This window comes from Smaragdicoccus niigatensis DSM 44881 = NBRC 103563, assembly GCF_000380645.1.
Taxonomy (GTDB): domain Bacteria; phylum Actinomycetota; class Actinomycetes; order Mycobacteriales; family Mycobacteriaceae; genus Smaragdicoccus; species Smaragdicoccus niigatensis.
In genome coordinates, this window is record NZ_AQXZ01000019.1 from 123,309 (window position 1) to 149,095 (window position 25,787).

A 25,787-nucleotide genomic window follows, 5' to 3' on the forward strand; every position below is an offset into this window, starting at 1 on the left:
TGTCGGAGAGAACTTCAGCGGCGATTACTTCTTTTTCGCGGCCTTCTTCGGAGCGCTCTTCTTGGGGGCGGCCTTGGCGGTGACCGCCGCGCCGGCGCCACGCTTCACCGCGGGCCCGCTCGAAGGCAGCTTCGCCTCCCCAGCGATGACCGCCTTGAACTGCGCACCGGGGCGGAATGCCGGCACCGACGTCGGTTCAACTCGCACGGTCTCGCCAGTGCGCGGGTTGCGCGCGACCCGGGCGGCGCGCTTGCGCTGCTCGAACACGCCAAACCCGGTGATCGTCACACTTTCGCCCTTGTGGACAGCACGCACAATGATGTCCACGATGTTCTCGAGGGTTTCCGTTGCCGTACGACGGTCCAGCGGCACCTTTTCGGTAAGAACATCGATCAGCTCGGCCTTGTTCATTTGAGAAGTCCTCCGCGCGGCACCGAGGGGGCCCATGCATCAGCCCCACCTACGTAACACGTTAATCCTTAAGTGCCGCAATGACGGTCAGCAACGAAAATTTCGCAGCAAATATCCAGCGGATCAAAATGATCTTTGTGGCGCTAAAGCATTCGCGAAGGACGCTTATGCGTGCGGCACCGGCAATGTCACCGGTTTGAACGAAGGGCGGGACGCCTCGAATGCGGCGATCTCGGCGTCCTTCTGCAGGGTGAGGCCGATGTCGTCGAGACCCTCGAGCAGGCGCCACCGGGTGTAGTCGTCGATATCGAATGGCAGTACCGACGATCCCGCGGTCACGGTCTTGGCCTGGAGGTCGACGGTGAGTTCGAGGCCCGGGTTCTCATCGATCAGCTTCCAGAGCAATTCGACGTTCTCCTGCGACATTTGTGCCGCGAGCAGACCCGCCTTTCCGGCATTGCCACGGAAGATGTCGGCAAAACGGGATGAAATGACGACCTTGAAACCGAAATCATTGAGCGCCCACACCGCGTGTTCACGCGAGGAGCCCGTTCCGAAATCGGGTCCAGCGACCAGGACCGAGCCCTTGTCGTAAGGCGCGACATTCAGAATGAAATCCGGTTGCGCACGCCAGGCAGCGAAAAGTCCGTCCTCGAATCCCGTGCGGGAAACGCGCTTGAGGTAGACCGCCGGGATGATCTGGTCGGTGTCGACGTTCGATCGACGCAGCGGGACGCCGATGCCGGTGTGGGACTTGAAGGCTTCCATCTTGTTTGTTCCTTAGTCCAGGTCAGCGGGAGAGGACAGAGTGCCACGAACGGCGGTCGCAGCGGCCACCAGCGGCGATACCAGGTGCGTACGCCCGCCCTTGCCCTGACGGCCTTCGAAGTTGCGGTTCGAGGTCGATGCACAGCGCTCACCGGGAGCGAGCTGGTCCGGATTCATGCCGAGGCACATCGAGCATCCGGCCTGACGCCACTCGGCGCCGGCGCCGACGAAGATCTCGCCCAGGCCTTCTTCCTCGGCCTGTGCGCGAACGCGCATCGAACCCGGCACGATCAGCATGCGAACGCCGTCTGCGACCTTGCGGCCCTTCAGAATGTCGGCGACCTCACGCAGGTCTTCGATGCGTCCGTTCGTGCACGAACCGACGAACACGGCATCGACCGGCACCTGACGCAGCGGAGTGCCCGGCTGCAGGTCCATGTACTTGAGCGCCTTCTCCGCAGACTGACGCTCAGTCTCGTCGGTCATCTGCTCCGGATCCGGGACCGAGGCACTGAGCGGCAGACCCTGGCCCGGGTTGGTACCCCAGGTGACGAACGGGGTCAGCGCACTGCCGTCGATCTCGACCTCGGCGTCGAACACGGCGCCTTCGTCGGTCTTGAGGTCTTCCCACGCAGCAACGGCCTGGTCCCACTCCTCGCCCTTCGGCGCGTGCGGGCGGCCCTTGATGAACTCGTAGGTGATCTCGTCCGGGCCGACCATTCCGGCGCGTGCGCCGGCCTCGATGGACATGTTGCACATCGTCATGCGCGCTTCCATCGACAGCTTGCGGATCGCCTCACCGCGGTACTCGAGGACGTAACCCTGCCCACCGCCGGTGCCGATCTTCGCGATGACGGCGAGGATCAGGTCCTTGCTCGTGACTCCTGGCTGCAGTTCGCCGGAGACGTTGATGGCCATGGTCTTGAACGGCTTGAGCGACAGCGTCTGCGTCGCCATGACGTGCTCGACTTCGCTGGTGCCGATGCCCATCGCGATCGCACCGAATGCACCGTGCGTCGAGGTGTGGCTGTCACCGCAGACGACCGTCATGCCGGGCTGGGTCAGGCCGAGCTGCGGGCCGACAACGTGCACGATGCCCTGCTCGATGTTGCCCATCGAGTGGAGGCGGATGCCGAACTCTGCACAGTTCTTGCGGAGGGTCTCGACCTGCGTGCGGGAGACCGGGTCGGCGATCGGCTTGTCGATGTCGATCGTGGGGACGTTGTGGTCCTCGGTCGCGATCGTGAGGTCCGGGCGCCGAACCGGACGTCCGGCGAGGCGGAGTCCGTCGAAGGCCTGCGGGCTCGTGACCTCGTGAACGAGGTGCAAGTCGATGTAGATGAGATCGGGGCTGCCGTTCTCACCCTTTACGACAACGTGTTGATCCCAGACCTTTTCGGCCAATGTGCGCGGTGTGCTCATCAAAACCTCTTTGATCTCACTATTTGAGACGTTAGTATCGCCCTATGGGACATATTAGCGGCATCGGCGTGCTCGACAAAGCAGTGCTGGTTCTGCGCGCAGTTGCCGAGGAGCCGTGCGGGCTCGGCGAGCTGTGTGCCCGGACCGGGCTGCCCCGGGCCACCGCGCACCGACTCGCCGTCGGCCTCGAGGCGCATCGCCTGCTCATGCGCGATACGTCCGGTGTCTGGCGTCCCGGCCCAGCTCTGACCGAACTTGCCGCGACCGCGGCGGATTCTCTCGCTGAAGCCGCCGCTTCCATCCTCCCCCGGCTGCGTGAACTCACCGGAGAGAGCGTGCAACTGTATCGCCGCGAGGGCGCAGCCCGCGTGTGTATTGCCGCAGCCGAAGCACCTTTCGGCCTTCGCGACACCGTTCCGGTTGGCGCGCGGCTGCCGATGAACGCCGGGTCCGGCGCGAAGGTGCTGTTGGCATGGGCCGACCCAACGACTCAAGCCGCTCTTCTGCCCGACGCTTCCTTCGGCGAACGCGCCCTGGCCGAGGTCCGCAAGCGCGGATGGGCGCAGAGCGCCGGCGAGCGAGAGACCGGGGTGGCGAGTGTCTCGGTGCCGGTCCGCGATGACAGCGGAGCTGTCATCGCGGCAATCTCGGTCAGCGGCCCCACGGACCGGATCGGCCGCAGGCCGGCCGTCCGCTGGGCCGCAGACCTCATTGCGGCAGCGGACGCTTTAACGAAGCGGCTCTAGTTCCGTGGGCAAAATTCTGGATCGCTCACGAAATTTTGCCCACTCGAAGTGCGAGAGCGGCCCGCACCTCTCGCACGACGTTCTCCGGGTCGTTCGCCAGCCGATGCCAGTCGAACCGCAGCATGTGCCAACCTGCGTTCACCAGCGTGTTCTGGCGCGCAAGGTCATTTGAATTCCGTTTCGCGTCCTTGTGGAACCGCCACCCGTCAACCTCGATCCCGACTCGTTCGCTGACGAAGGCGGCGTCGAGCGCGTAGCCCAGCACCGTCGCCTGCGCTTTCCAACCTCGAAGACCGGCACGGCGAAATATCCGATGTAGTAGCTTCTCCGCGGCGCTCCGGCTTCCGTCCGCGGCCGCGGCAAGAAGTCGCCCAATATGCGTCGCGCCAACCCGCTTGCCATTGCGGGCGTGCACCTCGACCAACTGTTCCAGCGTGACTGATTTTTGGAGCGCCTGGTCCATGACAACCGATCCCTGCGGAAGTCCGGCTGCATCCAACACCGTCAACGGCAGTGCGGTGATGGCGAGTCCGCGGACCTCGGCCACGTCGTTCGGATCCAGATCGCGACGCCGCACGGAAACTTGCTGCAACCGCCGCACTCGCCGTATCGCCGGAATGGTGACCTGGGGTCGTGCCGGCGGCAAGTCCAGAAGGCCGTGCCACCAGCCCGCACTCGCTCCCCACGCAACCGCATCTTTTCCGGATGCGAACACCGCCGCACGCAGACGGGCCTCGTGGGACATCCGGTGCGACGTATCGAAGTAGATGCCATCGAAGAGACGGCGCCATGCGCCGGACATCGTTCGGGCATAAATCTGATCATCGGAGAGACCACATTCGAGGACTTGGTCTCGAGTGATCACGCCGTCCTGCGTTGCGATGTACTGCGCTAGGTCCGAGTTGTGCACACCCAGTTAGACGGTGATTCGTGCGACCGGTTCCGGCCTTCCAGGATTGGGCAATGTTTCGGATCGCACCCGAAACATTGCCCACTGCCCACTCACCACCGAACGTCGTGACTCTCCATGACGCCGTAGCCGTCTGAGAGTTCGACATTTCCAACGCGGCCGGTGAACGTGCCGAACGGCTGCCGATACTCGCTGTCGATCAGCACGAGGCGGTCGTGCCGCGCGCGCTCAGCTTCGGCGTGGAACACCAGGTCACCTGCCCGGGACAGGTCCGTGGCGAAATCGACCGCACCGACTTCCTGGGGAACTCCGTCAACCCACAGCGTCCGCTCGGAGTTCGTCGGGGAATCGTGAACGCCGTCGACGAGGTTCCAAGTCACCTCCGCGCCGGTGTTCGAGACGCCGCAGCCGGCACTCCAGAACCACTTCGTCACGCGTGCGTGGTGACCGGCCGACTCATCGACGAGTCCGCGCGAATCGATCGCCTTCCCGTCGACCGTCCCCGTGACCCGCACTGGCGTCTTCCGGGTCCAGATCGGGTAGTCGCCATGCCTCGATAAGGTCTCCACCGGGTCGCCCGCCCGCTCGTACCGCAGATCGACGCCGCTGAACGTGACTGAGGAATCACCGAATTCGACCGCCGACCACATCACCGCACGATCCCGGAATTCACCAGAGACGCGATCGTGGACGGCCCAGAACGACTGGGCGGCACCGGCGATGCGCGCAACGCCCACGCACAGCTGCACGTCCGCGCCATACACCCCGAGATACCGCCAGCGCTTGAGCGGCCGTAAGCCACGGAACCGCGGCAGGCTGCTGACGTCCAGCGGTGCTTCGCCGTCACCGCCGCGCCAGGGCAGGTCCAAGTTGTCATTGGCGGGCGGGGCAATCAGCTTCCGAAGGTCGAACACCAATTCAGACTAAAGGCATGTCGACGGCACTGGAGCGGGCCCGGGCCACCGCCTTTCCCGCGGCCGAATACGTAGGCCAGGAGAGCTTCGTGTCCGCGAGCGAGATCCGGCAGCTGGCTCGCGAGGCGAGGGTCAGTTCCAGTGTCTCCGTGCTCGACCTCTGCTGCGGAATCGGCGGGCCGGGCCGGATGATCACGGCGGAGTCGGGATGCCGATACCTGGGCGTCGACCGTTCCGCCGACTCACTTGCCACCGCTCGCGAGCTCGCCGGGAATCTCCCCTGCCGATTCGAACAAGCTCACCTCCCGCCGCTTCCGGAAGGCCGCTTCGAGGTCGTGTTCCTGCTGGAGACGATGCTGGAATTCCCAGACAAGAACGCCTTGGTGCGCGAGGTGGCGCGAGTGCTCGAGCCGGGCGGGCGGTTCGCCTTCACGGTTGAGGAAGGCCACCCGCTCACCCCGCAGGAACAGGCGCAGATGCCCGCCGCCGACACGGTCTGGCCGATCGAGTTGGCGGAACTGCGGGCCGTGCTGCGCGACGCGGGACTGACCGTGACCTGGCAGCAGGACTGCAGCTCTTCGCACCAGGCGACGGCGACGGCGCTCCTACGCAGCTATCGAGGGGATTCTTCCCAAATCGCGGACGAGATCGGCGCACCGGCCACCGCCAAGCTGATCACAGCCCATGAGCTGTGGAGTGACTGGCTCGGCAGCGGCCGGGTGCGCAAGTTCGCGATCGTGGCCGCGAAGCGATGACTCAGTGTACGAATCGCGGGGTCATCGGCGGCTTCCACCACTCGCCGCGGTTCGCTTTCATCGCACCGATAATGTGCACGACGAAAGCAAAGAGCAGCGCGAGCGGGTACGTCACGAAGCCGATCAACACCAACATGAGCACGACTGAGATGACCAGCATGATTCCCGTGATGATCTGCACGTTCAGCGAGTTCACCGCGTTCTCACGGACGAACGGGCCACGATCCTTGTAGACGAGATAGATCACGAGCGACGCCACGAATCCGAGCAGTCCGCCGCTGAACACCATCGCGATGAGTGGCACCAGGTGAGCCAGCATTCCGACGGTCCGCTCGTCATCGGCCGTCATCGGGCGAGCCGTGTACGCCGGAGGCGGGTATCCCGGCGGCGGTTTGCTGGGCGCGGAGTATCCGCTGCTGTCGAACGGGGGCTGTGTCATGGTTTCCCTCATCTCGGGTGATGAAGCCAACGGACTTATCTCCCAAACGTACTGACATCTGGGGCTTTCCGCTGTGAGACGTGGGACGCATTCGTCCAAATTGCCCGACTCGACATGCGGCTCGAGACACAAAAAATCCCCGGTCCGAAGACCGGGGATTTCCGTTGTAGCCCCGACGGGATTTGAACCCGCGCTACCGCCTTGAGAGGGCGAAGACGGCACGCAGGTCGAAGAACATAAACAACCTTCTAGCTGCCTGTTTGCCGTTTTCAGGCGTTGGTAAGAGGTGACTGTTTTCGGACGTTTTGTGTACCCGATGTGTACCCGCGCGGCATGGTTTCAGTTATGCGTTTCGCGTCAATCGCTCTGGCTGTGGTTATCGCAGGCTGCTCGACTGGCGTTCAATCAAATGACCGCATGCAAACGCCGAGTAGTACGGCGAGCGCCGTACCGCCCCCGGTAACAACCCAGGCCGGAGTCACGCCACAGGCGCTGTCGGGCTGCTCATACACCACCGACTCTGGTGGATTAGCGGTCATCGAGCTTGTTCAGGGGCAAGCCAAGTGCTCGGAGATGATCCGAATAGCGATCCAGTACGCGATTGACGTCAGCCCCCACCTGACGCAAGCGGGTGAGGACGACTCGCCAGCGATAGCCCCTTGGCAATGCCTTCGCCCGTGGAGCGCCGAGCACGGGAGAGCACAGTACGTCGAGTGCGCCAAGGCTGGTCCGGTGGTGTTCCGCATCATCCAGAAGCCGAAAACCTGAGTCTCACGGAAGTGCCGGAACTAGTTCTCTGTTGTCGACTTTGGCAGCGGACTGTCGGGCACCTTTGTCAGTGCCTACCCTTAGAATCCGCGCGTCACCACATTCACTTCACACGCGACCTTCGAGGAGCCGTGCTCTCGTGCCGACCACGATCTGTTGGAATTGCGAAGCCCTCACACAGCACGAGCTGGTGAACGTCAATGCAGTAAGCGTTGCCGGGCCTCAACACGATTCGCGTCTCGCCAGGCCTCAACACGATTCGCGTCTCGCCAGGCCTCGATACGATTCGAGTATCTCCCGGACGGATAGGTACATCGCATACGGCGCATTCAAATGCCATGCCTGCCAGTCGCTCGCGATTGGAATCGCCGAGAGTCCGAATGGCTCCTCTGCGACCGGTAGGAGCGTTTTGGAGCGCGCCGACACCAGCTTTGTGTGGGCTCCCACCGCAGGACAGACGAAGCCGTACCCACACGCACCCTCCCACATCGGCGACGCCGCGACCGAGGGTTACGAATGCCTAGCCCGGAACCACTACCGAGCGGCGATCATGCTGACGCGCGCCGTGATCGAGGCGACCGCGAAGCACAAGGGCATCGCGAACGGCAATCTGTTTCAGAAGATCGACGCTCTCCGCGATATCGGGGTGATACGCGCACATATTTGTGACGGCGCACATGGCATCCGAAAGCTCGGCAACGACATGGCCCACGGCGACTTCACTGACCCGATAACCAAGGAAGACGCCACTGCCGCGATCACGATGATGGGTGTGATCCTGGATGAGGTCTACACGGCCCACTCGATCATTTCCACAGTGACTGCGTCTGCGGACCAGCGGAAACAGGTACTGCACACGGGTGGATAGTGTGGGGTCAGTTCGGTGTCGTGGGCCTATGCACAGGGCTACTTCGTGTACCCCGTTCGATAGACACGCCTCGCGAACCGAGGAGTACTGACGTCGGCTGCACCATGATCGATGTCGTGACGCAGCCGCCTCCACCACCATGGCAATCGCAGCCACAGCAGCCGCCGTACTCGTCTCAAGCCGGTCAGCCGTACCCGCCGCAGTACCCGGGTACCGGAATGCCGCAGGGGTTCTACCCACCACCGAAGAAGAAGCACACAGTCCGCAACACGATCCTGATCATCGTCGGCGTCATCGTGGGTTTGTTCGTAGTCCTAGGGGCGTGTGCTTCGATCCTCAGCAACGGTAATGACTCAGCCTCGAAGGCCTCGGGGTCGAGCGGCACCGCCGCCGCAGGCAAGCAACAGAGCGGCACGGCGGTCTTGAAGGTCGGCGAGACCGCAGACGTCAAGCGCTTCGACGGCTCAGCGCGCGTCACCGTGTCCGATCTCGTCGTCGCCAACGGGCAGGCCACGGTCATGGTCCGCATCGAGGTCACCAGCGGAAAGTTCACCTACAACGAACTCGACTTCAATGGCCGCACCAAGGATGGTCGCGACACCAAATGGGGCGACGGTGACTTGGGCTCTGGCGATGCTCTCGCGGGAGAGACGGTGAGTGGCCACGTCGGCTTCACCCTTCCCGACGGCAGTGAACTCGGGATCATCACGTACACGCCGGGATTCGATCGCGTGGCGTCCTGGTCAGCTCCGTAGCGGAAAGGCCCGACCAGAAAACGTCGGTTCGACCCCGGGGTCGTTCGCCGAATTTCTTCCGAATCCCCTGCCCCGCGACGCCGTCTGCCGCACAGTGCTCTTAGTCGCGGGCGATGAGCGCTGGAGGTGGGTGTGGACGAGATCGCGTTCGGCCGCTACCGCCTGCGCGGCTCGCTCGGCAAGGGCGGGATGGGTGAGGTCTTCCGGGCCTACGACGTGAACACCGATCGGTACGTCGCGCTGAAACTTCTGGCCCCGCACTCGGCCGACAACGAAGTCTTCCGCGAGCGATTCCGTCGCGAGTCCCACGCTGCGGCCAGCCTGGTCGACCCGCACGTGATCCCGATCTACGACTATGGCGAGATTGACGGTCGACTGTTCCTGGCGATGGCCTTGATCGATGGCACCGACGTGCAGACGATGCTCACGTATGGACCCCTGGCACCCGACGTCGCCGTCGACGTGATCGAACAGGCTGCTTCGGCACTCGACGCTGCGCATGTCGCCGGACTCATCCACCGCGACGTCAAGCCATCCAACCTTCTCGTCAGCGCCAGAAGGTTTGTCTACCTCATCGACTTCGGAATCGCACGGACCATTGCCGACACCGGACTCACCAGCACGGGCGCCGCGGTCGGAACCTTCTCGTACATGGCCCCGGAGCGGTTTACGCAGGCGAAATCCGACCGACGCGTCGACATCTACGCCCTCACCTGCGTGCTATATGAGTGCCTCACCGGAGCCAAGCCCTACCCCGGCGCGAGCATCGAACAACAGATTTCCGGGCACATCAGCGGAGTCATCCCCAAGCCGAGTGACGAGCGCCCCTCACTCGGCACGGCCTTCGACGCCGTCATCGCGACTGGCTTGGCCAAGGACCCCGACCACCGCTACCAGAGCGCGGCCGCACTGGCGACGGCTGCGCGGAGTGCTCTGGCCACCAAGGCAACACTGCCTCGGCCACCCTCGCCCCACCCCCCGAACGACCGCCGCGACGGTCTAGTAGGCCCCCGCGGTTTACTGCGAGCCTTGGTCAAGCGAACCCCAGCGACCAGAAAGCTAGTCGAGTCTGGCACTGAGACGACGCATTCATCACCGTCGAGCCCTTTGCCTGACGAGCATGTTGCTCCGTTCGTCGCGGTTGACCCGGCTGTGATGAAGAGGGACCGACTTCCGCCACTGCCCGGTCCGGCTGGCGGAGTCAGGCAACCGCCTCGCCCGACAACGATGCCGGTTGGGCCGGAGACCATCATCACGGACCACGGCGGACGCCGACCGGCGGGATCGGGTGCGGTCACCGCCGCCGTCGGAGCGTTGTCGCTGACCGCACGAAGACACCGACGGTGGTTTTGGCTCGTTTACGGCGCCGCAATCGTTGTCGCTGTCGCCGCAATTGCAACCACCACGACATTCTTGCGATCCGATGTGAGTTCGACACAACCGCGCATCGCGACAGGAGTTGACTATTCTCTGGCATTGACAAGTTCAGGGGACGTCATCGTGTGGGGCGGCAACCGCGGATTGGGTGCATTCCCTGACCCGCCGTCCAACACGAAATACACGGCGATCTCAGCCGGAGACGCGCAAGCGGTCGCGGTGACAGTTGCGGGCAACGCAGTAGTTTGGGATCGGAGCGGTGTGCGGGAACAACCCCCGCCGGGCGGCCATGTATACACCGCTGTCGCAATGGGCCGGAACGCGTGGTTGGCGTTGACGGACGCGGGCACGATTGACGCCTTCGGCGGGCTCACGAGAGTGCCGGCCCCTGCGAATGGACAGCGGTACACCGCGATCGCGGCAGGAGCCTCTCACGTGATGGCGTTGACTAGCGCCGGTCAGGTCCTCGTCTGGGGCAACGCCAACGCCGAGCTGACCACCGTCCCTGACCCACCTCCGGGTCAGCGCTACACCGCAATCGCCGCGGGCGACAGCTTCTCATTGGCATTGACGACCGCCGGTCAGATCGTCGCCTGGGGACGCAACGCTCACGAGCAGACTACGGTCCCTGCTCTTCCGGGCGGTCAGCGCTACATCGCAGTCGCGGCAGGCTATGGAAATGCTCTGGGACTAACCAGTGCCGGCAGCATCATTGCGTGGGGCGACCAAAGCTATGCGTTAGCGAACGGTCGTCATGCGCCCACTGGCCAAATCTTCACCGAACTCGCCGCGGGTCGGAGCCACGCACTGGCGCTAACAAACGATGGCCGGGTCATCGCCTGGGGCAGCGATCTCGACAACCAGACCAACGTTCCTGACTCGCTCCGCTGATTGAGCCGATTCCGACTCCCATGACGTCGGTAGGCGGTTCGCCGGATGACCACCAGTCGCTCTTTTGGCCTGCGGCAACGGGCGTGCCCTTCACTCCTCCACGGAGCGCGGCAGTTGCCGCCAAAGATGGACCGGTATGCCTTCGCGGATTTCACCAACATCGGGATCATCGAGGTCCGGCCGCTGCGACAGATACGCGACGAGCACCGGCAGTGTGAGCCCGACGATGTAGCGGGCCATCACAGCACCCCGGTGTCGACGACGAACGCACCCGGTTGCAGCACCGCGACGTCGGCCCGCAAATGTGCCAGGAACCCGACCTGCTGGTTGTCGGCGTAGCGCTCGCTGAGGGCCCGGAGTTCGAACCCGGTGCGCAGGCCGATGACGAGCTGATCCCACTGCCCTGTGTACACCTCGGTGGCATTGGACGCGGTGCCCACGGTGAGGTTCGTCGGGACCTGGTTCGTCTGCAGGATCGGCAGCATCCCTTCGGGTGCCTGCAGGTAGCGGCCTTGGGAGTCCTTGAGCTTCGCCAGGCTTGTCGATGTGCGCGGTGCAACGATGTGCGCGGTCGGGCGGTAGTTGTGGCTGCGAACCGAGAGCACGGCATCGAGAAACCAGTCGTAGTTCGAGATCGTCGTGCCGTTTGTGCCGTGCGTTGTCGTCGTGATGCCAGGCGTGTTGAGAAGGCCACGTGGCTCGGGGCTGCTTCCGGAACCCCGGAGAGCAGCACGGTCGAGTTCGACGGCGATCTGAGCCGCGAAGCTGTGGGCGATGACCTGGGAAACTGAAGGATCGCTGTCCTCGAGAAGTTCGCGGGAGACGAGGACCAGACGGTCGAGCGATTGCGCGACGAGGGTGACGACGCCGAACGTCAGATCACCGGCGGTGACGGCCGCGTTCTCGTTTCGCCAGGCCGGTGCGCCTTCTCCGGACAGTTTCGGGATTTTCAACGTCTGCGACCGCATCGGGACGGTTTGTGCACCGGCTTGCACGACTTGGGTGGCGTTGCGGGCGAGGTCAAGCACGTACCCGGCGAGTGGTGTCGGAACGGTGTAGCCACCGGCGGAAAGCGTTCCTTCGGCGAGCGCGCGCTCCTCGTGGGCGCCGGACCAGTTGCCGGTGGCGATCCCACGCAGGTACCGACCGAAGTGGAGATCTTCACCGCGAACTCGGCGCTCGGTCATAGAGAGCCCATTGTCGGTGACCCACTGGGCCAGGGACTGACTGCGGTTCAGCAGTTGAACGCCGTCCAGGTGCTCGGATCGTTTGCTGCTCAGGTGGGCGATGCCGCGTTCGATGGCGTGTTCGCGTTCGAGGTCGTCGCGGAGTTCGGCCTCGCGTTCTCCGAGTTCGGCGAGCTTTGTCTCGTGCTCGGCGATCTGGGCGGCGATTGCATCCCACTGGCGCTGCTGGTCGGCCGAGAGGCTGTCGCGCTTCGCGCCTGCGGCCTCGGCGATGATCTTTCGCCGTTCGCCCCGCGCGATTTCGAGCGAGCGGCGGGTGTTGGTCTGCGCCTCGATGACGCGTTCCAAGAGTTCTTTCATGGTGAATTTCCTTCGGAGGAAGTGAATTTGAGTGTGGTGAAATTGGGCTGCAACCATTCTGGGCAGCGCAATGCGATGTTCACTTTTCGTAATTCACTTTTCGGCGGAATGTTCACTTGTCGCCCAGCGATCATGCGGGGACCGATTCGGGCCGGACTTCGCGTTCCATACCTGCGGGGAAAAGGAGGAAACCCCTAAACGTGAAGGCCGGACCGAACCGCTGATACGAGAGTTCGAGGAACCCTCGTATCAAGAATAGCAATTACCAGCGTAATTGTAACGTCGGCGCGCCGGAATTACGCCGAACATGAATTTACGCGGCATCGTCATCGGAGTCGGCGTCCTTTGATGCTTCGGACCACGGAGGAATGCCTGAGATATCACCAGTCAGATCGGACGGCGGCTGCGGAAAGCCATCGCGAACAGCGCCTGTCCAGTAGTCGGCGACCTCGCGAACCCGCGCTCGGTCGTCAGCTTCGCCCCCGAGTAGGAGCACTGCGCGGGCCCAGTCCCCGAAGTGTTTGGACTCCGCCATGTTGCCGAACAGTTTCAGCCAGCCGGCCCAGGTCGTCGGGCGAGCGCGCAGCTTGTCTAGCTCGGCGGCCTGTGTCAGCTCACCGGGCGTGCGGCTGTCCATCGCAAGCTCATTGAGCGCCTTGGCCGCGGTCTCGGCGGCTCGAACGAGTCCTGGTGGCGTTCGCCATGTGTCCTGCCTGCGCTGGCCCACCGGGCGCGCCTTTGCTCGGGCTTCACGGTCGCGTTCGCGCTGGGCAAATTCAGCGAGAAGTGCGGCCGCCTGCAAGCGCTCAAGCCGCACCCGGTCGAATTCGGTGTACGCGTCTTCGGGTAGCTCGTCGTCGTGGTTGTCGAGCATTTGCTGTCTCCTACGGTCGAAAATTTAAAAGGTGTGAGAAATTGGAAAGGGTGGGAAGTTTATCGGCGTATTCCTACGCGTAAAACTCCCGGGGGGAGAAGAAGTCGATCCTCAGGCGCCGGAATTCTGAATTCATTCGAAGTTTTGACCCCGCCCCCCTTTCTCCGCTGGAGATTTACGGAATTCGAGAGCTCGCGAATCCAAGTACGCGCGCTGACGTGTGCAGTTCAGGTGCCCACGTCGTGAACCGGTTCCTACCACCACCTCGATCGAATCGGACAACGACAGAGGCGACGCCGCGATACGCCGCAGCCTCTTCGACGCTCCCCCAGCCGTAACGGTCGTGGATCACGCGATCACCCACGTAGAACCGCCGCGCTTCCGGCTTCTCCTGCCGCTCGCTGTTGAGACTGTCGTGTCTCCTGGCGGCGAGTTCGTCATCTGGCACCTCAGCCAAGCGAGTGACGTCGAGGGCATTCGGCTGTGCACGTAGAGAGCGGCGCACTGCAAGGTCGTCGGGCGTCCCGTTCTTCGTGACGGTGCTCATGAAGCAGCCTCGACTTTTCTGAGAGGCAGGCCGGGCAGAAGCGCGAGCCGAACTCTCCCCGACCTGCCGAAGTCGACGATCACGGAGTCAAACCCGCCCAGCTTGGCCGCCTGGACTACCCTGCCGTCGCCGTACTTGTCGTGCACGACACGATCGCCCACGGAGAGTTCGAGCGCTGCGACGAGGGGCGGATCGGACATCTCCCGTCGGTGATGGTCTCGGCACACATCGGCGCAGTAGCCGACGGGGTCAGTCTGGAACCTGGGAAGGCTGCCGCCACACCAGAGGCACTGCCGAGGCCCTTCGACAGACGGGCCATCTTCGGTGCGAGCGCGAACCCCCGGAGCCTCAGCGGAGGGGTGAGTGCGAAGCTCCCCCTCTTTCTTATCGTCTTCTGTGCGCAGAATTGGCACTGTCGGACCCCGCAAATCGGTACGGAGATAATCACTACCGTCCCGATTCTCGGCACCGTCACGCCGAGAACGATGGTCCCGATTTTCGGCACCGTCACGAAAGGGCTGCTGTGGAAGCAGTGCCCACAACGCCGCCCGTCGGCCCCGGAACCCTCCGCGCGAAAGGCAGCGAATCCAGCCTTCGCGCTCCAACTCCTTCAAAGCGGACTCCACCGTCGACGGTGCCAGACCGCACTCTTGCGCGAGCCGCCGCACGCCGGGCCGAATTGTCGGCGCGTGCTCCATCAGCCCGAAGGCCACCACCTTTGTGGCAGGCTTCAGTCGCGATCCCAGCAGTGCGGTACGGTATGCGGGGAAACTGACTGCGTACGAGGGCTTACGGTTCGTCATGCCACGGCACTTCCGTTCGCGAGCCAGGCGACCAGAGGCGCGCGCTCGAAACGCACATCGAACGCCGCCCAGACGCCGAACCCGATGTTGAGGTCGATCGCATACAGGCCGCACGCACGCCGGACAGGGCAACCCATACAAATCGCCTTGGCGTCGAGCGCGAGGCCTTGGCTCGGAAACCACGCTTCAGGGGTGCCCGCCCTGCAGGCAGCGTCTTGCCGCCAGTGGGGATGCTCGTCAGGCAACGTCGCTGTCACCCGTCACGGTGCGCCGGTACTCAGCATCGAGCCACTTCTCGACATCACTGCGCCGGTAGAAGACCCTCCGGCGGCCGAGCCGATAAGACTTGGGGCCCAAGCCCGCGAATCGCCAGTAGCGCAGTGTCCCAATTGGGATGTTCGTCTCGTCGCTGACCTGCTGCGTGGTCATGTTCTCGTCCACCATGGGGTTCCTCTCCGGGCGTTTGAGCCCTACAACCAGAATGGCAACGCCCTCTTGCGCTGGCAAGCTATTTTGGCTATGTTGCGATTATGGCAAGCACAAAGATCGCGGAGGAGTTCCGCAAGCGAATTCGGACCGAGCGAGAGCGTCGCAAGTGGTCACAGCCACAACTGGCAGTCCTCATCGAGGGAAAAGGCATTCCGATGCACACAACGGCCATCGCGAAGATCGAGGCGGGCCGTCGCGAGGTCAGGATTGACGAAGCGAGTGCCATGGCCGACCTTTTTGGTCTGTCCGTAGACACACTGCTTGGCCGGTCATCGGACGAAAGCGAGGCTGACCGGTACGCCCTGGTACGTCTCTCGGAACACACGCACTCAGCGCTGGGCGAGTTACGGAAGATGCACCGAATCTTCGTCGCTGATCACGGCGCACTCGCGGCCGCGCACGCCGACCAGCTGAGCGACGCTGCTCGGTCGGTCGAGAGGGCAGTCCAGCGAGTCAACAGCCTGAGTGTCGCGCTGTTCTTCGACGAGGCCACCAACCCGGACAACAGGGCTTATGAGTTCACGCCACCGGCCCCGTACTACGACGACGACGTGAACCCCGCCGACGACGACGCGAAGGGTTCGGCGCATCAAAATGGCTAGCATCGAGAAGCGACTGCGCGACGGCAAGACCCGTTGGTATGCCCGATATCGGGCTCCAGACGGTGCGCAGCGGACGAAGACGTTTGACCGCAAGGTGGACGCCGAGAAGTTCCTCGTGACCGTCGAGAACTCGAAGCTGTCGGGCTCCTACATCGACCCGAATCGATCGAAGGTCAAGCTCGGGCCTTGGGCTGACGACTGGATCGCGTCTCAGACAGACTTGGCACCGAAGACTCGGGATCGATACGAGGGCATCATCCGCGCGCATATCAAGCCCCGTTGGGAGTCTGTTGGACTTGCCGACATCGGGCACGCGGAGGTTCAGAAGTGGGTTGCAGGACTGGACCTAGCACCGGCTTCGGTGCGCAAAATTCACCGCGTCCTTTCGATGATGCTGGATTGGGCTGTCGCTGATGATCGGCTGGCGAAGAACCCCGCCGACAAGATCTCATTGCCACGAGTGGAGCAGAAGGAGATGCGCTTCCTGGACTACGTGCAGGTCGAACAGATCGCCGATGAGTGCGCAGCAGTGTGGAGTGAGTACGGCCTGGTTGTTCGCTTCCTTGCGCACGTCGGAGTCCGGTGGGGCGAGATGGCCGCGCTTCGAGTTCGCCGGATCGATTTCCTTCGCCGTCGCATCCTTGTCGCAGAGTCCGTGACGCCGGTCAAGGGTGTGATGACCTTCGGACCCACGAAGGGGCATTTACACCGTCAGGTTGCGCTGCAGCCGTGGTTGTGCGACCTTCTCGCCGCCCAGGTCGCGGGGAAGGGTCCCGATGACCTCGTGTTCTCAGGCGAGCGCGGAGGTGTGATGCGGTCGCAGACGTTCCAGCGGGCAGCGCTGACGGTGGCTGCGGACAAGGTCGGCGTATCGGGATTTCATCCTCACGAGTTGCGGCACACCTTCGCCTCGTTGGCACTCGCTTCTGGGGCGGACATCAAGGTCGTGCAGAACGCGCTCGGGCATAAGACGGCGATGATGACGATGGATCTCTACGGCCATCTGATGCCGGATCGACTCGACGTTGTGGCCGACGCGATGGACGCGGCAAGGCGTAACGCACTCGCTGATGTGTACCCGTTGTGTACCGGCGCAGAGATTCGGCAACTCAGAACTGGGTCCTGAAACGACGAAATCCCCTGCCTAAGCAGAGGATTCATCGTTGTAGCCCCGACGGGATTTGAACCCGCGCTACCGCCTTGAGAGGGCGGCGTCCTAGGCCGCTAGACGACGGGGCCAAGACTCGCTATTTTGCCGACTGGATCAACAGATCGAGTGCGCTGGGGTACCAGGACTCGAACCTAGAATGGCTGAACCAGAATCAGCAGTGTTGCCAATTACACCATACCCCAATATATTTCACGAATTGCTCGCGCTTTTCGCTCACTGCTCTGACGCTTTCAGGGGATCGCCCCTCTGTCGTTCGAGCCGTGTAAGAGGTTAGCAGACAACCGGCCACTCCCTACAAATCGGCAGGTCAGAGTGCCTTTCTGGCGCTTTCCAACCGAGCGAGCGAGCGCTCGCGGCCAAGCAGCTCCATCGACTCGAAGAGCGGTGGGCTGATGTTCGAGCCCGTGACCCCAACGCGGACCGGGCCGAACGCGTTGCGCGGCTTCAGTCCAAGGCCATCGACAAGGGCAGACTTCAGCGCTTCCTCGATCGGTGCAGCCTCCCAAGCCGGCAGAGCCTCGAGCGCGGCGAGAGCAGCGTCGAGGACCTCAGCAGCACCGGCACCAAGGTTCTTGGACGCAGCAGTCGGGTCGATGGCGAACTCGTCCTCCGGAACGAACAGGAACTTCAGGAGCGCCCACGCGTCCGACAGCACCACGATGCGGGTCTGGATCAGCTCGGCGGCAGCGGCGAAGACCTGGTCGTCGACATCCGGGCCCAGGTGCCCGTGCCCGGTCATGAAGATGCGCAGGCGCTGCGTGAAGTTCGCCGGACTCAGGAGCCGAATGTGCTCGGCATTGATCGCGTCGGCCTTCTTCTGGTCGAACCGCGCAGGATTGGAGTTGACCTTGTTGATGTCGAAGGCGGCCACCATCTCGGCCAACGAGAAGACATCGCGGTCATCGGCGATCGACCACCCCAGGAGCGCGAGGTAGTTCAGCAGGCCCTCGGGGATGAACCCCCGGTCGCGGTGCAGGAACAGGCTCGACTCGGGGTCGCGCTTGGAGAGCTTTTTGTTGCCCTGCCCCATGACGAACGGGAGGTGCCCGAACTCCGGCGTCCCCTCCGCGACACCGATCCGGCTCAGCGCCTCGTAGAGGGCGAGCTGACGCGGCGTCGACGGGAGCAGATCCTCGCCGCGAAGGACGTGCGTGATTTTCATCATCGCATCGTCGACCGGGTTGACCAGCGTGTAGAGCGGGTCGCCGTTGCCGCGCGTGAGAGCGAAGTCCGGCACGACGCCGGCTTTGAACGTCGTCTCGCCGCGCACCAGGTCGTTCCACGTCAGGTCGTGGTCGGGCATGCGGAGGCGAATGACCGGCTTACGTCCCCCGTCGATGAACGCCTGCTTCTGCTCATCCGTCAGCGTGCGGTCGAAGTTGTCGTAGCCGAGCTTCGGGTCGCGTCCGGCCGCCTTGTGCCGAGCTTCGACTTCTTCCGGAGTAGAGAACGACTCGTAGGCCTCCCCGGCCGCCAGCAATTTCTGCACGACATCGAGGTGGATGTCCTTGCGCTGCGACTGCCGGTACGGCTCATACGGTCCCCCGACCTCCGGTCCCTCGTCCCAATCGAGGCCGAGCCAACGGAGCGCGTCGAGGATCGCCGCGAACGACTCCTCGCTGTCTCGTGCCGCATCGGTGTCCTCAATGCGGAAGACAAAGGTGCCGCCGTGATGACGTGCAAAGGCCCAGTTGAACAGAGCCGTCCGGACCAGCCCGACGTGTGGCGTGCCGGTCGGCGACGGACAAAAGCGAACGCGTACCCGCGACAATGGAGGTTCCTTAACGCTTGCTGGTGACGGTGTTGGTGAGCGTGCCGATGCCTTCGATCGTCACCGAGACCGACTGGCCTTCGACGATCGGGCCGACGCCCTCCGGGGTTCCGGTGAGGATCACGTCGCCCGGGAGCAACGTCATCACCGCGGATACCCATTCGATGAGTTCCGGAATGCTGTGCAGAAGCAGGCTCGTACGACTCTGCTGTTTGACGACGCCATCGACCTCGGTCTTGATCTCGAGGTCGCTCGGGTCAATGGAGGTTTCGATCCACGGTCCGAGCGGGCAGAAGGTGTCATAGCTCTTGGCGCGAGTCCACTGCCCGTCCATCCGCTGATGGTCGCGAGCGGTGACGTCGTTGGCCACGGTGTAGCCAAGAATCACGTCGTTGGCGCGAGCAGCCTTCACGTCCTTGCATGGGCGCCCGATGACGACCGCAAGTTCGCCTTCGTAGTCGACCTGTTGCGAGGTCGGCGGAATGACGATCGCCGAGTTCGGGCTGGCAATCGAGGTGCTCGGCTTCATGAAGATAACCGGGTTCTCCGGGGGTGCCGAGCCCATCTCAGCCGCGTGGGCCGCATAGTTCTTGCCGACGCAGATGATCTTCGACGCCAGGATCGGCGCAAGCAGCCGAATGTCGGCGAGCTGCCAGGTTCGACCCGTGAACGTCGGATTACCGAAGGGGTGATCCGCAATCTCGCGGGCTACTTCACCCTCCACGCTGACAAACGCAACACCATCTGGACTCGCGACTCTCGCTAAACGCACTGGCAAAGCTTACTTCTCTGTGGAAGTCCGCTGTTCACGGTCCGTCACCCGGCTGAGGGGACGACGTCCGAGGCGGAGGAGTTCAAGGCGCAAACGCGTTGAACTGACTCGCGTTGACGTCCCAGTCGGGAGCGCTCAGCCGACTTCACACGATCCGATGGCCCCATCCGTCCCAGGTCGACGGACAGACGGTCAGCTGTCCGGACTCAGTGATTCCGATCTGGAAACCGTTATCGGGCAAACGAATGACCTTGATCTGATCTTGCAATTTCAACTACGTGGCGCGCTCTACTCTCGACCAATCCACCGCCACGTACGAGGGTCTGATGATTCGCACACGAAACCTGCACCGTCCAGCACTCGCCTGCGCCTGCTTCGCGCTCATCTGCGGACCGCTCAGTGCCTGCAGCTCCGGTAGCGCTAGTGAAGCCGTCAGTGTCGACAAGGCGCAGATCATCAAAACGCTCAACGATGCCGCGCGCCAGAATCTCGGCGCGCCCTTCGACAAGCTCGACTGCGATAAGGGCCTCAAGCCCACGATCGGCGACAAATCGCGGTGCATAGCCGAGTCCGGCGGCGTTCGCGCCGCGTTCGATGTCTCCGTCACGTCGATCGACAAAGGGAACCTGAACTTCGACTGGACGCTCGACGAAAACAGTCGGGTCGTGACCGCGGAGGCGGTTGAGAAGGAAGTGCGTCCGAAGTTCAAGGATCAGACCGGCGCGGACCTCAAGACGTTCGACTGCATGGGCGACATCCCGGGCCGCGCCGGCGGAACGGGCATCTGCACGGCGACCGGAACCGACGGGGTGGCGCACAAGGTCAACGTCACGGTGTCCTCCGCCGACGGAATGGGCGTCGGCTACGAGTGGAACATCGAGTCGCCAAAGCCTGATCCGAAAAAGAAGACCACCCCCGCTCCGACGACCTCGAAGCGCCCGAACTAAACCGAATTCTTTCGAGTCGGCAGGTAAAGCCTGTCGGCGCTAATTCTCGTTCACGACGGTTTTAGGGCCCCACGTTTTCTCCGGTTCCCTGTCATTCAATCATTTGTCAGCCGTTTTGTTGTCGTGCATTTTGCCGAGTCATTCAATGGGTGGAATCACCACCGAAATGATCTTTATCAGTCCGTGATAGTTCTACTTTCAACTCGTCCGGCGGGGTCGGGACGGTCGCTGGCAGAATTTTGTTTCGGAAGGAATCCAATGTATTCAACTCGCCGCGCATCCCGCGCATTGATCGCCGCCGCTTCGGGTGCGGCGATCATCGGCTTCGCAGTGGCGCCCGCCATTGCGAGCGCCGCCACCCCAGGCCAGAACTACTGCTACTCCGCGAACGGCCGGACCATCTCGAAGGGCTCGGCATCCTGCACGACCGACCCAGGCCGCAACTACGCCTCTGCCCGCGGCGCGAATTCGTCCGCCACTGCGACCGGCGGCACCAACAACCGCGCGACGGCAAACGGCGAGAACTCGCACGCTGAAGCCGGAGCCGGAAACAACAACACGGCGAACGCCAGCGGCAAGGACTCCGTCGCCGTCGCCAACTACGGAAACGGCAACAAGGCGACCGCGGTCGGAAAGAACCGGGCCTACGCGGGTCTCGGCAACAACAACAGCGCAACCGCACGGGGTAACAACAGCAGCGCGTCGGCCGGCGGGTACGACAACTACTACAACTCCGGCAGCGGCGACAACAACACTGCGAGCGTCAACGGATCGAACAGCACCGCCGTGGCCGGAAACGGAAACGGAAACAAGGCCACCACGACGGGCAACAACAGCTCAGCCACCGCTGGCAGCAACGACTATTACTACTACTACGGCACCAACGACAACGACAACAACACCGCCACCGTCAAGGGCGACAACAGCCAGGCGACCGCTGGTCAGAGCTACTACGGCTACGGAGACAACGACGGCAACACCGCGACGGTCAACGGTGACGGTAGCTATGCAAACGCAACCGACGGTGACGGCAACACCGCCTCGACGACCGGTCACGACTCGAATACCAATGCCTACGCGGGCGACAGCAACAGTGCCACGGTCAAGGGCGACGCCAGCAGCGCAAGCGCCTACGACGGTTCGGGTAACACCGCCAGCACCACCGGCACCGGCAGCTCCGCGACGGCCAGCAACGGCGACGGTAACACTGCGACCACTACCGGCGACAGCAGCCAGTCTCAGGCCTTCTCCGGCGACAACAACAGCTCGACCGCCAAGGGCGACGGCAGCCAAGCAGCAAGCGGCTTGGGCGACGGCAACACCGCAACCGTCACGGGCGACCAGAGCATTGCTGGGGCGGGCAACGGCGACAACAACACCGCGACCGCCGAGGGTGATGGAAGCTCCGCTGGCGCCGTCGGCGGCAACGGCAACAGCGCCCAAGTGACCGGCGACGGAAGCATCGCGGCCGCCGGAGGTGCGGAGGATTACTACGGTTCCAACACCGGTGACAACAACACCGCGACCGTCAATGGCGACGGAAGCACGGCATACGCCGGTGGTTACGGTGACTACTACGGCGGAGGCGGCGGTGGCGACAACAACACGGCCACCGTCAACGGCGACAACGCCCAGGCCAACGCCGGTAACGATGGCAACACGTACTACTACGGCTACCCGGTCGGCGACGGCTCGAGCGGCAACACCGCAACCGCGACCGACAACAACAGCTACGCCCAGGCCGCGGGCGGCGACGGCAACACCGCCACCGCCAGCACCGGCGGTTCCGCCACCGCCGGCCCGACCAGTGGCAACACCGCAACCGCGTCCAACGGCTGCACCGTGGCCGTAACCGGCGTCAACCAGACTGGCGGCTGCTAGCAGTCCTCACCTCAGGAGCCCGGCACATCGACGTGCCGGGCTCCTGCACTGTCCAGGCGTTGACGTGTCATCCAAACGGCGTAACGGCACAGAGAACCGCTCTGAGCAGTTCGCAGCCGTTCTACTTTCAACCCATGCATTCAGCTCGCCGAGTTTCCCGCGCACTTATCACCGGCGCAGCCGGCGCCGCGGTCATGTTCTATGCAGTCTCCCCCGTCATCGCTAACGCCACTCCAAGCCCGAACTACTGCTACTCCGCGAACGGCCGGACCATTTCGAAGGGCTCCGCATACTGCACGACCGACCCGGGCCGCAACGTCGCGGCCGCGCATGGCGCCAACTCGTCAGCCACCGCAACAGGCGGATCCAACAACCGCGCGTTCGCAAACGGCGAGAATTCGCGCGCTGAAGCCGGGAACGGCAACAACAACACCGCGGCCGCGAGCGGGAAGGAGTCAATCGCCGTGGCCAACAACGGAAACAGCAACAAGGCCACCGCGATCGGCACGAACCGGGCATACGCCGGATATGGCAACAACAACACCGCGACGACCGTCGGAAACGGCAGCACGTCGTCCGCTGGTGGATACGACCGCGACTACCAGACGGGTAGCGGAGACAACAACACCGCAACCGCCATCGGAACCAACACGCTGGTGGTCGCCGCGGGCGGCAACAACAACAACGCCAAGGCCATCGGCGACAACAGCGACGCGTTCGCCGGCCACGGCTACGTCTACCCGGACGGCAACTACAGCGACAACAACACCGCCACGGCGCTCGGCGACAACAGCTTCGCAGCCGCTGGTGGCCTTGATTCCCAGAACCAGGACGGCGCCGACAACAACACGGCGACCGCGACGGGCGACGGCAGCCGAGCCGCTGCCCACGAAGGCGACAACAACACTGCGACCGCGAGCGGGCAGTCCACTAATGCGGAAGCAAAGAACGGCTCGGCGAACACCGCGACCGCCACCGGTGACGGCAGTAGCGCGCTGGCAACAGATGGCGATGGCAACACCGCCGCGGCCAGCAACGGTGGCGCGGCGATCGCCGGACCCACCAGCGGTAACACCGCCACCGCCAATGCCTGCAGTATCACCGTCACCGGCGTAGACCAGACCGGAAGCTGCTAGTAAACACCTTCTCCGCGGGAGCCCGGCACACCGATGTGCCGGGCTTTCGCGCTGTCAGGCACCATCTCACTTCTCACTATGTGGAAATTGTGTTGCACTATATGGGATGAGTCCGCACGATGATCTCAGACACCAGGTCATCGATGTGATGAGGTCCGCATGAGCGATCCGAGCCAGACTCGACGCTGGACCATGTTGTGGGTCGGAGTGTTCGCACAGACCGCATCGGGAGTCTTCGTCAACGGCGCTGCATTTCTGCTGCCGAAGCTCACCGAAACCAGGTCGACCGCGCATGCCGCAACGATCGTTGCGATGGCCTCGGTCGGGCTCATGCTGACGTTGGTGCTGTGGGGCTACATCCTGGACCGCACCGGTGAACGATTTGTGCTCACGACCTGCCTCACGTTGGTGAGCACAGCGAGCATCGCAGGCATGTTCGCCCATAACGACATCACGCTCGGCGCTACCCTCCTCGCTGGCGGAATGTCAGCCGCCGGCACGAACGCGGCAAGCGGCCGGGTCGTCGTCGGTTGGTTTGCCCCAGACAAGCGCGGCCTTGCGATGGGGATTCGACAGTCGTCGCTGCCGCTGGGAGTGGGGATCGCAGCCATCCTGATTCCCCAGGCAGCGGCCGCTTACGGCATCGCGGGTGGATTGGCGGTACCCGCTATCTTGGCCGCCGCCGGAGCAATCGCGTGCATTGTCGGAATTGTCGACCCACCTCGGCCGGCCCGGACGGACGTCGCGTCGTACGGCAATCCCTATCGCGGTGACCGCCGCCTGGTGCGCATCCACGTCGTGTCGGCCATGCTGGTCGTGCCTCAGGTGACCCTCTGGACGTTCGCGCTCCTATGGCTCCATGACGCCCGCGGATGGACCTTGGCCGCCGCCGGAGTGATGATCACCTTCGTCCAGATCCTCGGAGCGCTGGGCCGCATCGGCGCGGGGGTCTGGTCGGATCGCCTGGGCAGCCGGATGGTGCCACTGCGACAGATCGCGATCGCCGCAGCGATCTCGATGGCGATTCTTGCCTTCACCGACTTCGTCGGCTGGCCCATCGCAGTCCTCGTCATGGTCGCCGCCAGCGTCATCACGGTTGCTGACAACGGCCTTGCCTATACCGCGGTCGCGGAGATCGCGGGTCCATTCTGGAGCGGCCGGAGCTTGGGTCTTCAGAACACCGGGCAGCACGCCTTTGGCGCCGCCATTGCGCCGATCTTCGGCGCGATCATTGATACGACGGGATATCCAGCGGTCTTCGCAGTGTGTGCATTTGTTGCTTTCGCCGCGATACCGCTCGTGCCCCGGGACTGAAAACGCGGCAGTTCCGATATTCGACTGTCAGCCATTCGACCGTCATTCCAAAGGCGAGCCTATTTCCAGCTCGGAATAAGCCGTCGTTATAGGTCCGCAAAGCGGATCACATCGGCTGCAAATGATCGAGTCACCGAATTTCGGGTTCTAGTCTCAGCCAATCCAACGACCCCAATGGATTGGCTGAAATTCAGAAAGACGGATCCCACGATCAATGCCCGCCGGGAATCTAGGATCGCCCAAACTCTCCTCGCAGCCGCAGCGATCACCATCGCCGCTCCAGCCTTTGCGAGCGCCGCACCGACAAAGAACTACTGCACTTCCGTCAACGGCCGCACCAGTTCGAAGGGCACTGCACAGTGCAGCAGCATCCCCGGCGGGAACTGGGCCACTGCCCGCGGTGATGGCGCCAGGGCGTACGCGGGCGACGGACGTGGAAACCGCGCGACCGCAAACGGCGACGGTAGCGAGGCGATCGCAGGCGGCTGATGGCCTGTCTGCAACCACAGACGGTTGCAGTGCCGTCGCCAACCCAATGAACACGCCGGCGCCTGCCCGTAGCACGCAATTCTTGGAAGGGGCTGGCAACTCTGCCAGCCCCTTCTTTGTTTGTCATAAAACTTTCAATTAGCGCGCCATCCGAAGCGGAATGTCCACGCCCGAAGTAGCAGTCGACCTTCCGCGACATCGCTGAGTATTGTTGTACTGCAACATCTTTCGTCTCCCGTTGCAAACCTTGAACGCTTCTGGCAACGGGGTTCATCTGACCGAATGTCGGTCAATGAATATAGGGGTTTAAATACACACGAAATCACGCCGTTATGCGTCATCGATCTAAATGACATCAATCCGAAATGATCTTCATTGATGAATGAATCGTCCTAATCTCAACCAGTTCCAGCGCCCGAC

27 protein-coding genes, 3 tRNA genes and 2 pseudogenes are annotated in these 25,787 nt (G+C 63.3%); 13 read left to right on the top strand and 19 right to left on the bottom strand.

Annotation, left to right across the window (positions count from 1 at the left end; all coding sequences use genetic code 11):
* Positions 1–27: 27 nt before the first annotated feature.
* From F600_RS0121705 to leuC, 3 genes and pseudogenes are all read right to left on the bottom strand, one after another.
* Positions 28–411: pseudogene (locus F600_RS0121705) on the bottom strand (HU family DNA-binding protein); the annotation flags it as partial.
* A 165-nt stretch (positions 412–576) separates the two neighbouring features.
* Positions 577–1,179: a 3-isopropylmalate dehydratase small subunit gene (leuD, locus tag F600_RS0121710; protein ID WP_018162767.1), complete on the bottom strand. Its 603-nt coding sequence runs from the start codon at positions 1,177–1,179 to the stop codon at positions 577–579.
* Between the two features lie 12 nt (positions 1,180–1,191).
* The gene (gene leuC, locus F600_RS0121715) at positions 1,192–2,601 is read right to left on the bottom strand and encodes a 3-isopropylmalate dehydratase large subunit (protein ID WP_040632270.1); all 1,410 of its coding nucleotides are present in this window, start codon (positions 2,599–2,601) and stop codon (positions 1,192–1,194) included.
* 44 nt (positions 2,602–2,645) lie between these two features.
* Between leuC and F600_RS0121720 the strand changes: the two genes are divergently transcribed.
* A complete protein-coding gene (locus F600_RS0121720; RefSeq protein WP_018162769.1) occupies positions 2,646–3,347 on the top strand; it encodes an IclR family transcriptional regulator in 702 nt (233 codons plus the stop codon).
* A gap of 25 nt (positions 3,348–3,372) precedes the next feature.
* Here F600_RS0121720 and F600_RS0121725 read toward each other — a convergent pair whose 3' ends face one another.
* A complete protein-coding gene (locus F600_RS0121725) occupies positions 3,373–4,212 on the bottom strand; it encodes an endonuclease domain-containing protein (RefSeq protein ID WP_245541601.1) in 840 nt (279 codons plus the stop codon).
* Positions 4,213–4,349: 137 nt separating this feature from the next.
* Complete coding sequence (locus F600_RS0121730) at positions 4,350–5,171, bottom strand: DUF2804 family protein (protein WP_018162771.1); 822 nt, start codon at positions 5,169–5,171, stop codon at positions 4,350–4,352.
* Between the two features lie 17 nt (positions 5,172–5,188).
* Between F600_RS0121730 and F600_RS0121735 the strand changes: the two genes are divergently transcribed.
* Positions 5,189–5,926, top strand: coding sequence for a class I SAM-dependent methyltransferase (locus F600_RS0121735; RefSeq protein ID WP_018162772.1), 738 nt, complete (start codon positions 5,189–5,191; stop codon positions 5,924–5,926).
* Position 5,927: 1 nt separating this feature from the next.
* On the opposite strand, the gene F600_RS0121740 is transcribed toward F600_RS0121735, so the two are convergent.
* Complete coding sequence (locus F600_RS0121740; protein WP_018162773.1) at positions 5,928–6,365, bottom strand: DUF4870 domain-containing protein; 438 nt, start codon at positions 6,363–6,365, stop codon at positions 5,928–5,930.
* A 167-nt stretch (positions 6,366–6,532) separates the two neighbouring features.
* Positions 6,533–6,619: transfer RNA gene (locus tag F600_RS31735), tRNA-Glu, on the bottom strand.
* 163 nt (positions 6,620–6,782) lie between these two features.
* Here F600_RS31735 and F600_RS0121745 point away from each other — a divergent pair.
* The 4 genes from F600_RS0121745 to F600_RS30770 all read left to right on the top strand — a co-directional run bounded on the left by F600_RS0121745 (position 6,783) and on the right by F600_RS30770 (position 11,024).
* The gene (locus F600_RS0121745) at positions 6,783–7,133 is read left to right on the top strand and encodes a hypothetical protein (RefSeq protein WP_018162774.1); all 351 of its coding nucleotides are present in this window, start codon (positions 6,783–6,785) and stop codon (positions 7,131–7,133) included.
* A gap of 409 nt (positions 7,134–7,542) precedes the next feature.
* Positions 7,543–8,001, top strand: coding sequence for a DUF4145 domain-containing protein (locus F600_RS0121750; protein ID WP_018162775.1), 459 nt, complete (start codon positions 7,543–7,545; stop codon positions 7,999–8,001).
* Between the two features lie 116 nt (positions 8,002–8,117).
* Entirely contained in the window at positions 8,118–8,756 is a 639-nt protein-coding gene (locus F600_RS30765; RefSeq protein ID WP_156024758.1) for a hypothetical protein, read from the top strand.
* A 132-nt stretch (positions 8,757–8,888) separates the two neighbouring features.
* Positions 8,889–11,024 (top strand): protein kinase domain-containing protein, encoded by a 2,136-nt coding sequence (locus tag F600_RS30770; protein ID WP_018162777.1) that lies wholly within the window; start codon positions 8,889–8,891, stop codon positions 11,022–11,024.
* Between the two features lie 90 nt (positions 11,025–11,114).
* On the opposite strand, the gene F600_RS31740 is transcribed toward F600_RS30770, so the two are convergent.
* The 8 genes and pseudogenes from F600_RS31740 to F600_RS0121795 all read right to left on the bottom strand — a co-directional run bounded on the left by F600_RS31740 (position 11,115) and on the right by F600_RS0121795 (position 15,224).
* Positions 11,115–11,264, bottom strand: coding sequence for a hypothetical protein (locus tag F600_RS31740; RefSeq protein WP_018162778.1), 150 nt, complete (start codon positions 11,262–11,264; stop codon positions 11,115–11,117).
* Positions 11,264–12,571, bottom strand: coding sequence for a phage major capsid protein (locus tag F600_RS0121770; RefSeq protein ID WP_018162779.1), 1,308 nt, complete (start codon positions 12,569–12,571; stop codon positions 11,264–11,266). The genes F600_RS31740 and F600_RS0121770 overlap by 1 nt, the downstream gene beginning before the upstream one ends.
* A 313-nt stretch (positions 12,572–12,884) precedes the next feature.
* Positions 12,885–13,445 (bottom strand): hypothetical protein, encoded by a 561-nt coding sequence (locus tag F600_RS0121775; RefSeq protein ID WP_018162780.1) that lies wholly within the window; start codon positions 13,443–13,445, stop codon positions 12,885–12,887.
* Positions 13,446–13,620: 175 nt separating this feature from the next.
* Entirely contained in the window at positions 13,621–13,992 is a 372-nt protein-coding gene (locus tag F600_RS0121780; RefSeq protein WP_018162781.1) for a hypothetical protein, read from the bottom strand.
* On the bottom strand, positions 13,989–14,192 hold the full coding sequence (locus tag F600_RS32480; RefSeq protein ID WP_245541602.1) for a hypothetical protein: 204 nt from the start codon (positions 14,190–14,192) through the stop codon (positions 13,989–13,991). Before F600_RS32480 ends, F600_RS0121780 begins: the two co-directional genes overlap by 4 nt.
* A 393-nt stretch (positions 14,193–14,585) precedes the next feature.
* Positions 14,586–14,795, bottom strand: a pseudogene (locus tag F600_RS32740) (hypothetical protein); the annotation flags it as partial.
* Entirely contained in the window at positions 14,792–15,052 is a 261-nt protein-coding gene (locus F600_RS31335) for a WhiB family transcriptional regulator (protein ID WP_040632272.1), read from the bottom strand. The gene F600_RS31335 and the pseudogene F600_RS32740, both read right to left, overlap by 4 nt.
* Positions 15,033–15,224, bottom strand: a complete 192-nt coding sequence (locus tag F600_RS0121795) for a helix-turn-helix transcriptional regulator (protein ID WP_245541603.1) — start codon at positions 15,222–15,224, stop codon at positions 15,033–15,035. The genes F600_RS31335 and F600_RS0121795 overlap by 20 nt, the downstream gene beginning before the upstream one ends.
* 101 nt (positions 15,225–15,325) lie before the next feature.
* Between F600_RS0121795 and F600_RS30775 the strand changes: the two genes are divergently transcribed.
* The gene (locus tag F600_RS30775) at positions 15,326–15,886 is read left to right on the top strand and encodes a helix-turn-helix domain-containing protein (protein WP_018162784.1); all 561 of its coding nucleotides are present in this window, start codon (positions 15,326–15,328) and stop codon (positions 15,884–15,886) included.
* The gene (locus F600_RS0121805; protein WP_018162785.1) at positions 15,879–17,012 is read left to right on the top strand and encodes a tyrosine-type recombinase/integrase; all 1,134 of its coding nucleotides are present in this window, start codon (positions 15,879–15,881) and stop codon (positions 17,010–17,012) included. Before F600_RS30775 ends, F600_RS0121805 begins: the two co-directional genes overlap by 8 nt.
* A 40-nt stretch (positions 17,013–17,052) precedes the next feature.
* Here F600_RS0121805 and F600_RS0121810 read toward each other — a convergent pair.
* From F600_RS0121810 to F600_RS0121825, 4 genes are all read right to left on the bottom strand, one after another.
* A tRNA-Glu gene (locus tag F600_RS0121810) sits at positions 17,053–17,125 on the bottom strand.
* Between the two features lie 42 nt (positions 17,126–17,167).
* Positions 17,168–17,239 (bottom strand) — tRNA-Gln (locus F600_RS0121815).
* Between the two features lie 125 nt (positions 17,240–17,364).
* Entirely contained in the window at positions 17,365–18,828 is a 1,464-nt protein-coding gene (gene gltX / locus F600_RS0121820) for a glutamate--tRNA ligase (RefSeq protein WP_018162786.1), read from the bottom strand.
* Between the two features lie 10 nt (positions 18,829–18,838).
* Positions 18,839–19,600 (bottom strand): fumarylacetoacetate hydrolase family protein, encoded by a 762-nt coding sequence (locus F600_RS0121825; RefSeq protein WP_026306826.1) that lies wholly within the window; start codon positions 19,598–19,600, stop codon positions 18,839–18,841.
* A 326-nt stretch (positions 19,601–19,926) separates the two neighbouring features.
* On the opposite strand from F600_RS0121825, the gene F600_RS0121835 reads away from it, so the two are divergent.
* From F600_RS0121835 to F600_RS0121855, 5 genes are all read left to right on the top strand, one after another.
* Positions 19,927–20,547, top strand: coding sequence for a DUF4333 domain-containing protein (locus tag F600_RS0121835; RefSeq protein WP_040632274.1), 621 nt, complete (start codon positions 19,927–19,929; stop codon positions 20,545–20,547).
* A gap of 258 nt (positions 20,548–20,805) precedes the next feature.
* Entirely contained in the window at positions 20,806–22,428 is a 1,623-nt protein-coding gene (locus F600_RS0121840; RefSeq protein ID WP_156024760.1) for a beta strand repeat-containing protein, read from the top strand.
* 134 nt (positions 22,429–22,562) lie between these two features.
* Complete coding sequence (locus F600_RS0121845; RefSeq protein ID WP_026306828.1) at positions 22,563–23,564, top strand: hypothetical protein; 1,002 nt, start codon at positions 22,563–22,565, stop codon at positions 23,562–23,564.
* Between the two features lie 159 nt (positions 23,565–23,723).
* The gene (locus tag F600_RS0121850) at positions 23,724–24,878 is read left to right on the top strand and encodes an MFS transporter (protein WP_018162790.1); all 1,155 of its coding nucleotides are present in this window, start codon (positions 23,724–23,726) and stop codon (positions 24,876–24,878) included.
* Positions 24,879–25,052: 174 nt separating this feature from the next.
* On the top strand, positions 25,053–25,367 hold the full coding sequence (locus F600_RS0121855; RefSeq protein WP_018162791.1) for a hypothetical protein: 315 nt from the start codon (positions 25,053–25,055) through the stop codon (positions 25,365–25,367).
* Positions 25,368–25,787: the final 420 nt, after the last annotated feature.

Excerpts from the sequence above, each read along its gene's own strand:
- leuD (WP_018162767.1), bottom strand. The coding sequence starts at position 1,179 with ATGGAAGCCTTCAAGTCCCACACCGGCATCGGCGTCCCGCTGCGTCGA.
- leuC (WP_040632270.1), bottom strand. The coding sequence starts at position 2,601 with ATGAGCACACCGCGCACATTGGCCGAAAAGGTCTGGGATCAACACGTT.
- F600_RS0121720 (WP_018162769.1), top strand. The coding sequence starts at position 2,646 with ATGGGACATATTAGCGGCATCGGCGTGCTCGACAAAGCAGTGCTGGTT.
- F600_RS0121735 (WP_018162772.1), top strand. The coding sequence starts at position 5,189 with ATGTCGACGGCACTGGAGCGGGCCCGGGCCACCGCCTTTCCCGCGGCC.
- F600_RS0121740 (WP_018162773.1), bottom strand. The coding sequence starts at position 6,365 with ATGACACAGCCCCCGTTCGACAGCAGCGGATACTCCGCGCCCAGCAAA.
- F600_RS0121745 (WP_018162774.1), top strand. The coding sequence starts at position 6,783 with ATGCAAACGCCGAGTAGTACGGCGAGCGCCGTACCGCCCCCGGTAACA.
- F600_RS31740 (WP_018162778.1), bottom strand. The coding sequence starts at position 11,264 with ATGGCCCGCTACATCGTCGGGCTCACACTGCCGGTGCTCGTCGCGTAT.
- F600_RS0121770 (WP_018162779.1), bottom strand. The coding sequence starts at position 12,571 with ATGAAAGAACTCTTGGAACGCGTCATCGAGGCGCAGACCAACACCCGC.
- F600_RS0121775 (WP_018162780.1), bottom strand. The coding sequence starts at position 13,445 with ATGCTCGACAACCACGACGACGAGCTACCCGAAGACGCGTACACCGAA.
- F600_RS0121780 (WP_018162781.1), bottom strand. The coding sequence starts at position 13,992 with ATGAGCACCGTCACGAAGAACGGGACGCCCGACGACCTTGCAGTGCGC.
- F600_RS32480 (WP_245541602.1), bottom strand. The coding sequence starts at position 14,192 with ATGTCCGATCCGCCCCTCGTCGCAGCGCTCGAACTCTCCGTGGGCGAT.
- F600_RS0121795 (WP_245541603.1), bottom strand. The coding sequence starts at position 15,224 with ATGACCACGCAGCAGGTCAGCGACGAGACGAACATCCCAATTGGGACA.
- F600_RS30775 (WP_018162784.1), top strand. The coding sequence starts at position 15,326 with ATGGCAAGCACAAAGATCGCGGAGGAGTTCCGCAAGCGAATTCGGACC.
- F600_RS0121805 (WP_018162785.1), top strand. The coding sequence starts at position 15,879 with ATGGCTAGCATCGAGAAGCGACTGCGCGACGGCAAGACCCGTTGGTAT.
- F600_RS0121835 (WP_040632274.1), top strand. The coding sequence starts at position 19,927 with ATGATTCGCACACGAAACCTGCACCGTCCAGCACTCGCCTGCGCCTGC.
- F600_RS0121840 (WP_156024760.1), top strand. The coding sequence starts at position 20,806 with ATGTATTCAACTCGCCGCGCATCCCGCGCATTGATCGCCGCCGCTTCG.
- F600_RS0121845 (WP_026306828.1), top strand. The coding sequence starts at position 22,563 with ATGCATTCAGCTCGCCGAGTTTCCCGCGCACTTATCACCGGCGCAGCC.
- F600_RS0121850 (WP_018162790.1), top strand. The coding sequence starts at position 23,724 with ATGAGCGATCCGAGCCAGACTCGACGCTGGACCATGTTGTGGGTCGGA.
- F600_RS0121855 (WP_018162791.1), top strand. The coding sequence starts at position 25,053 with ATGGATTGGCTGAAATTCAGAAAGACGGATCCCACGATCAATGCCCGC.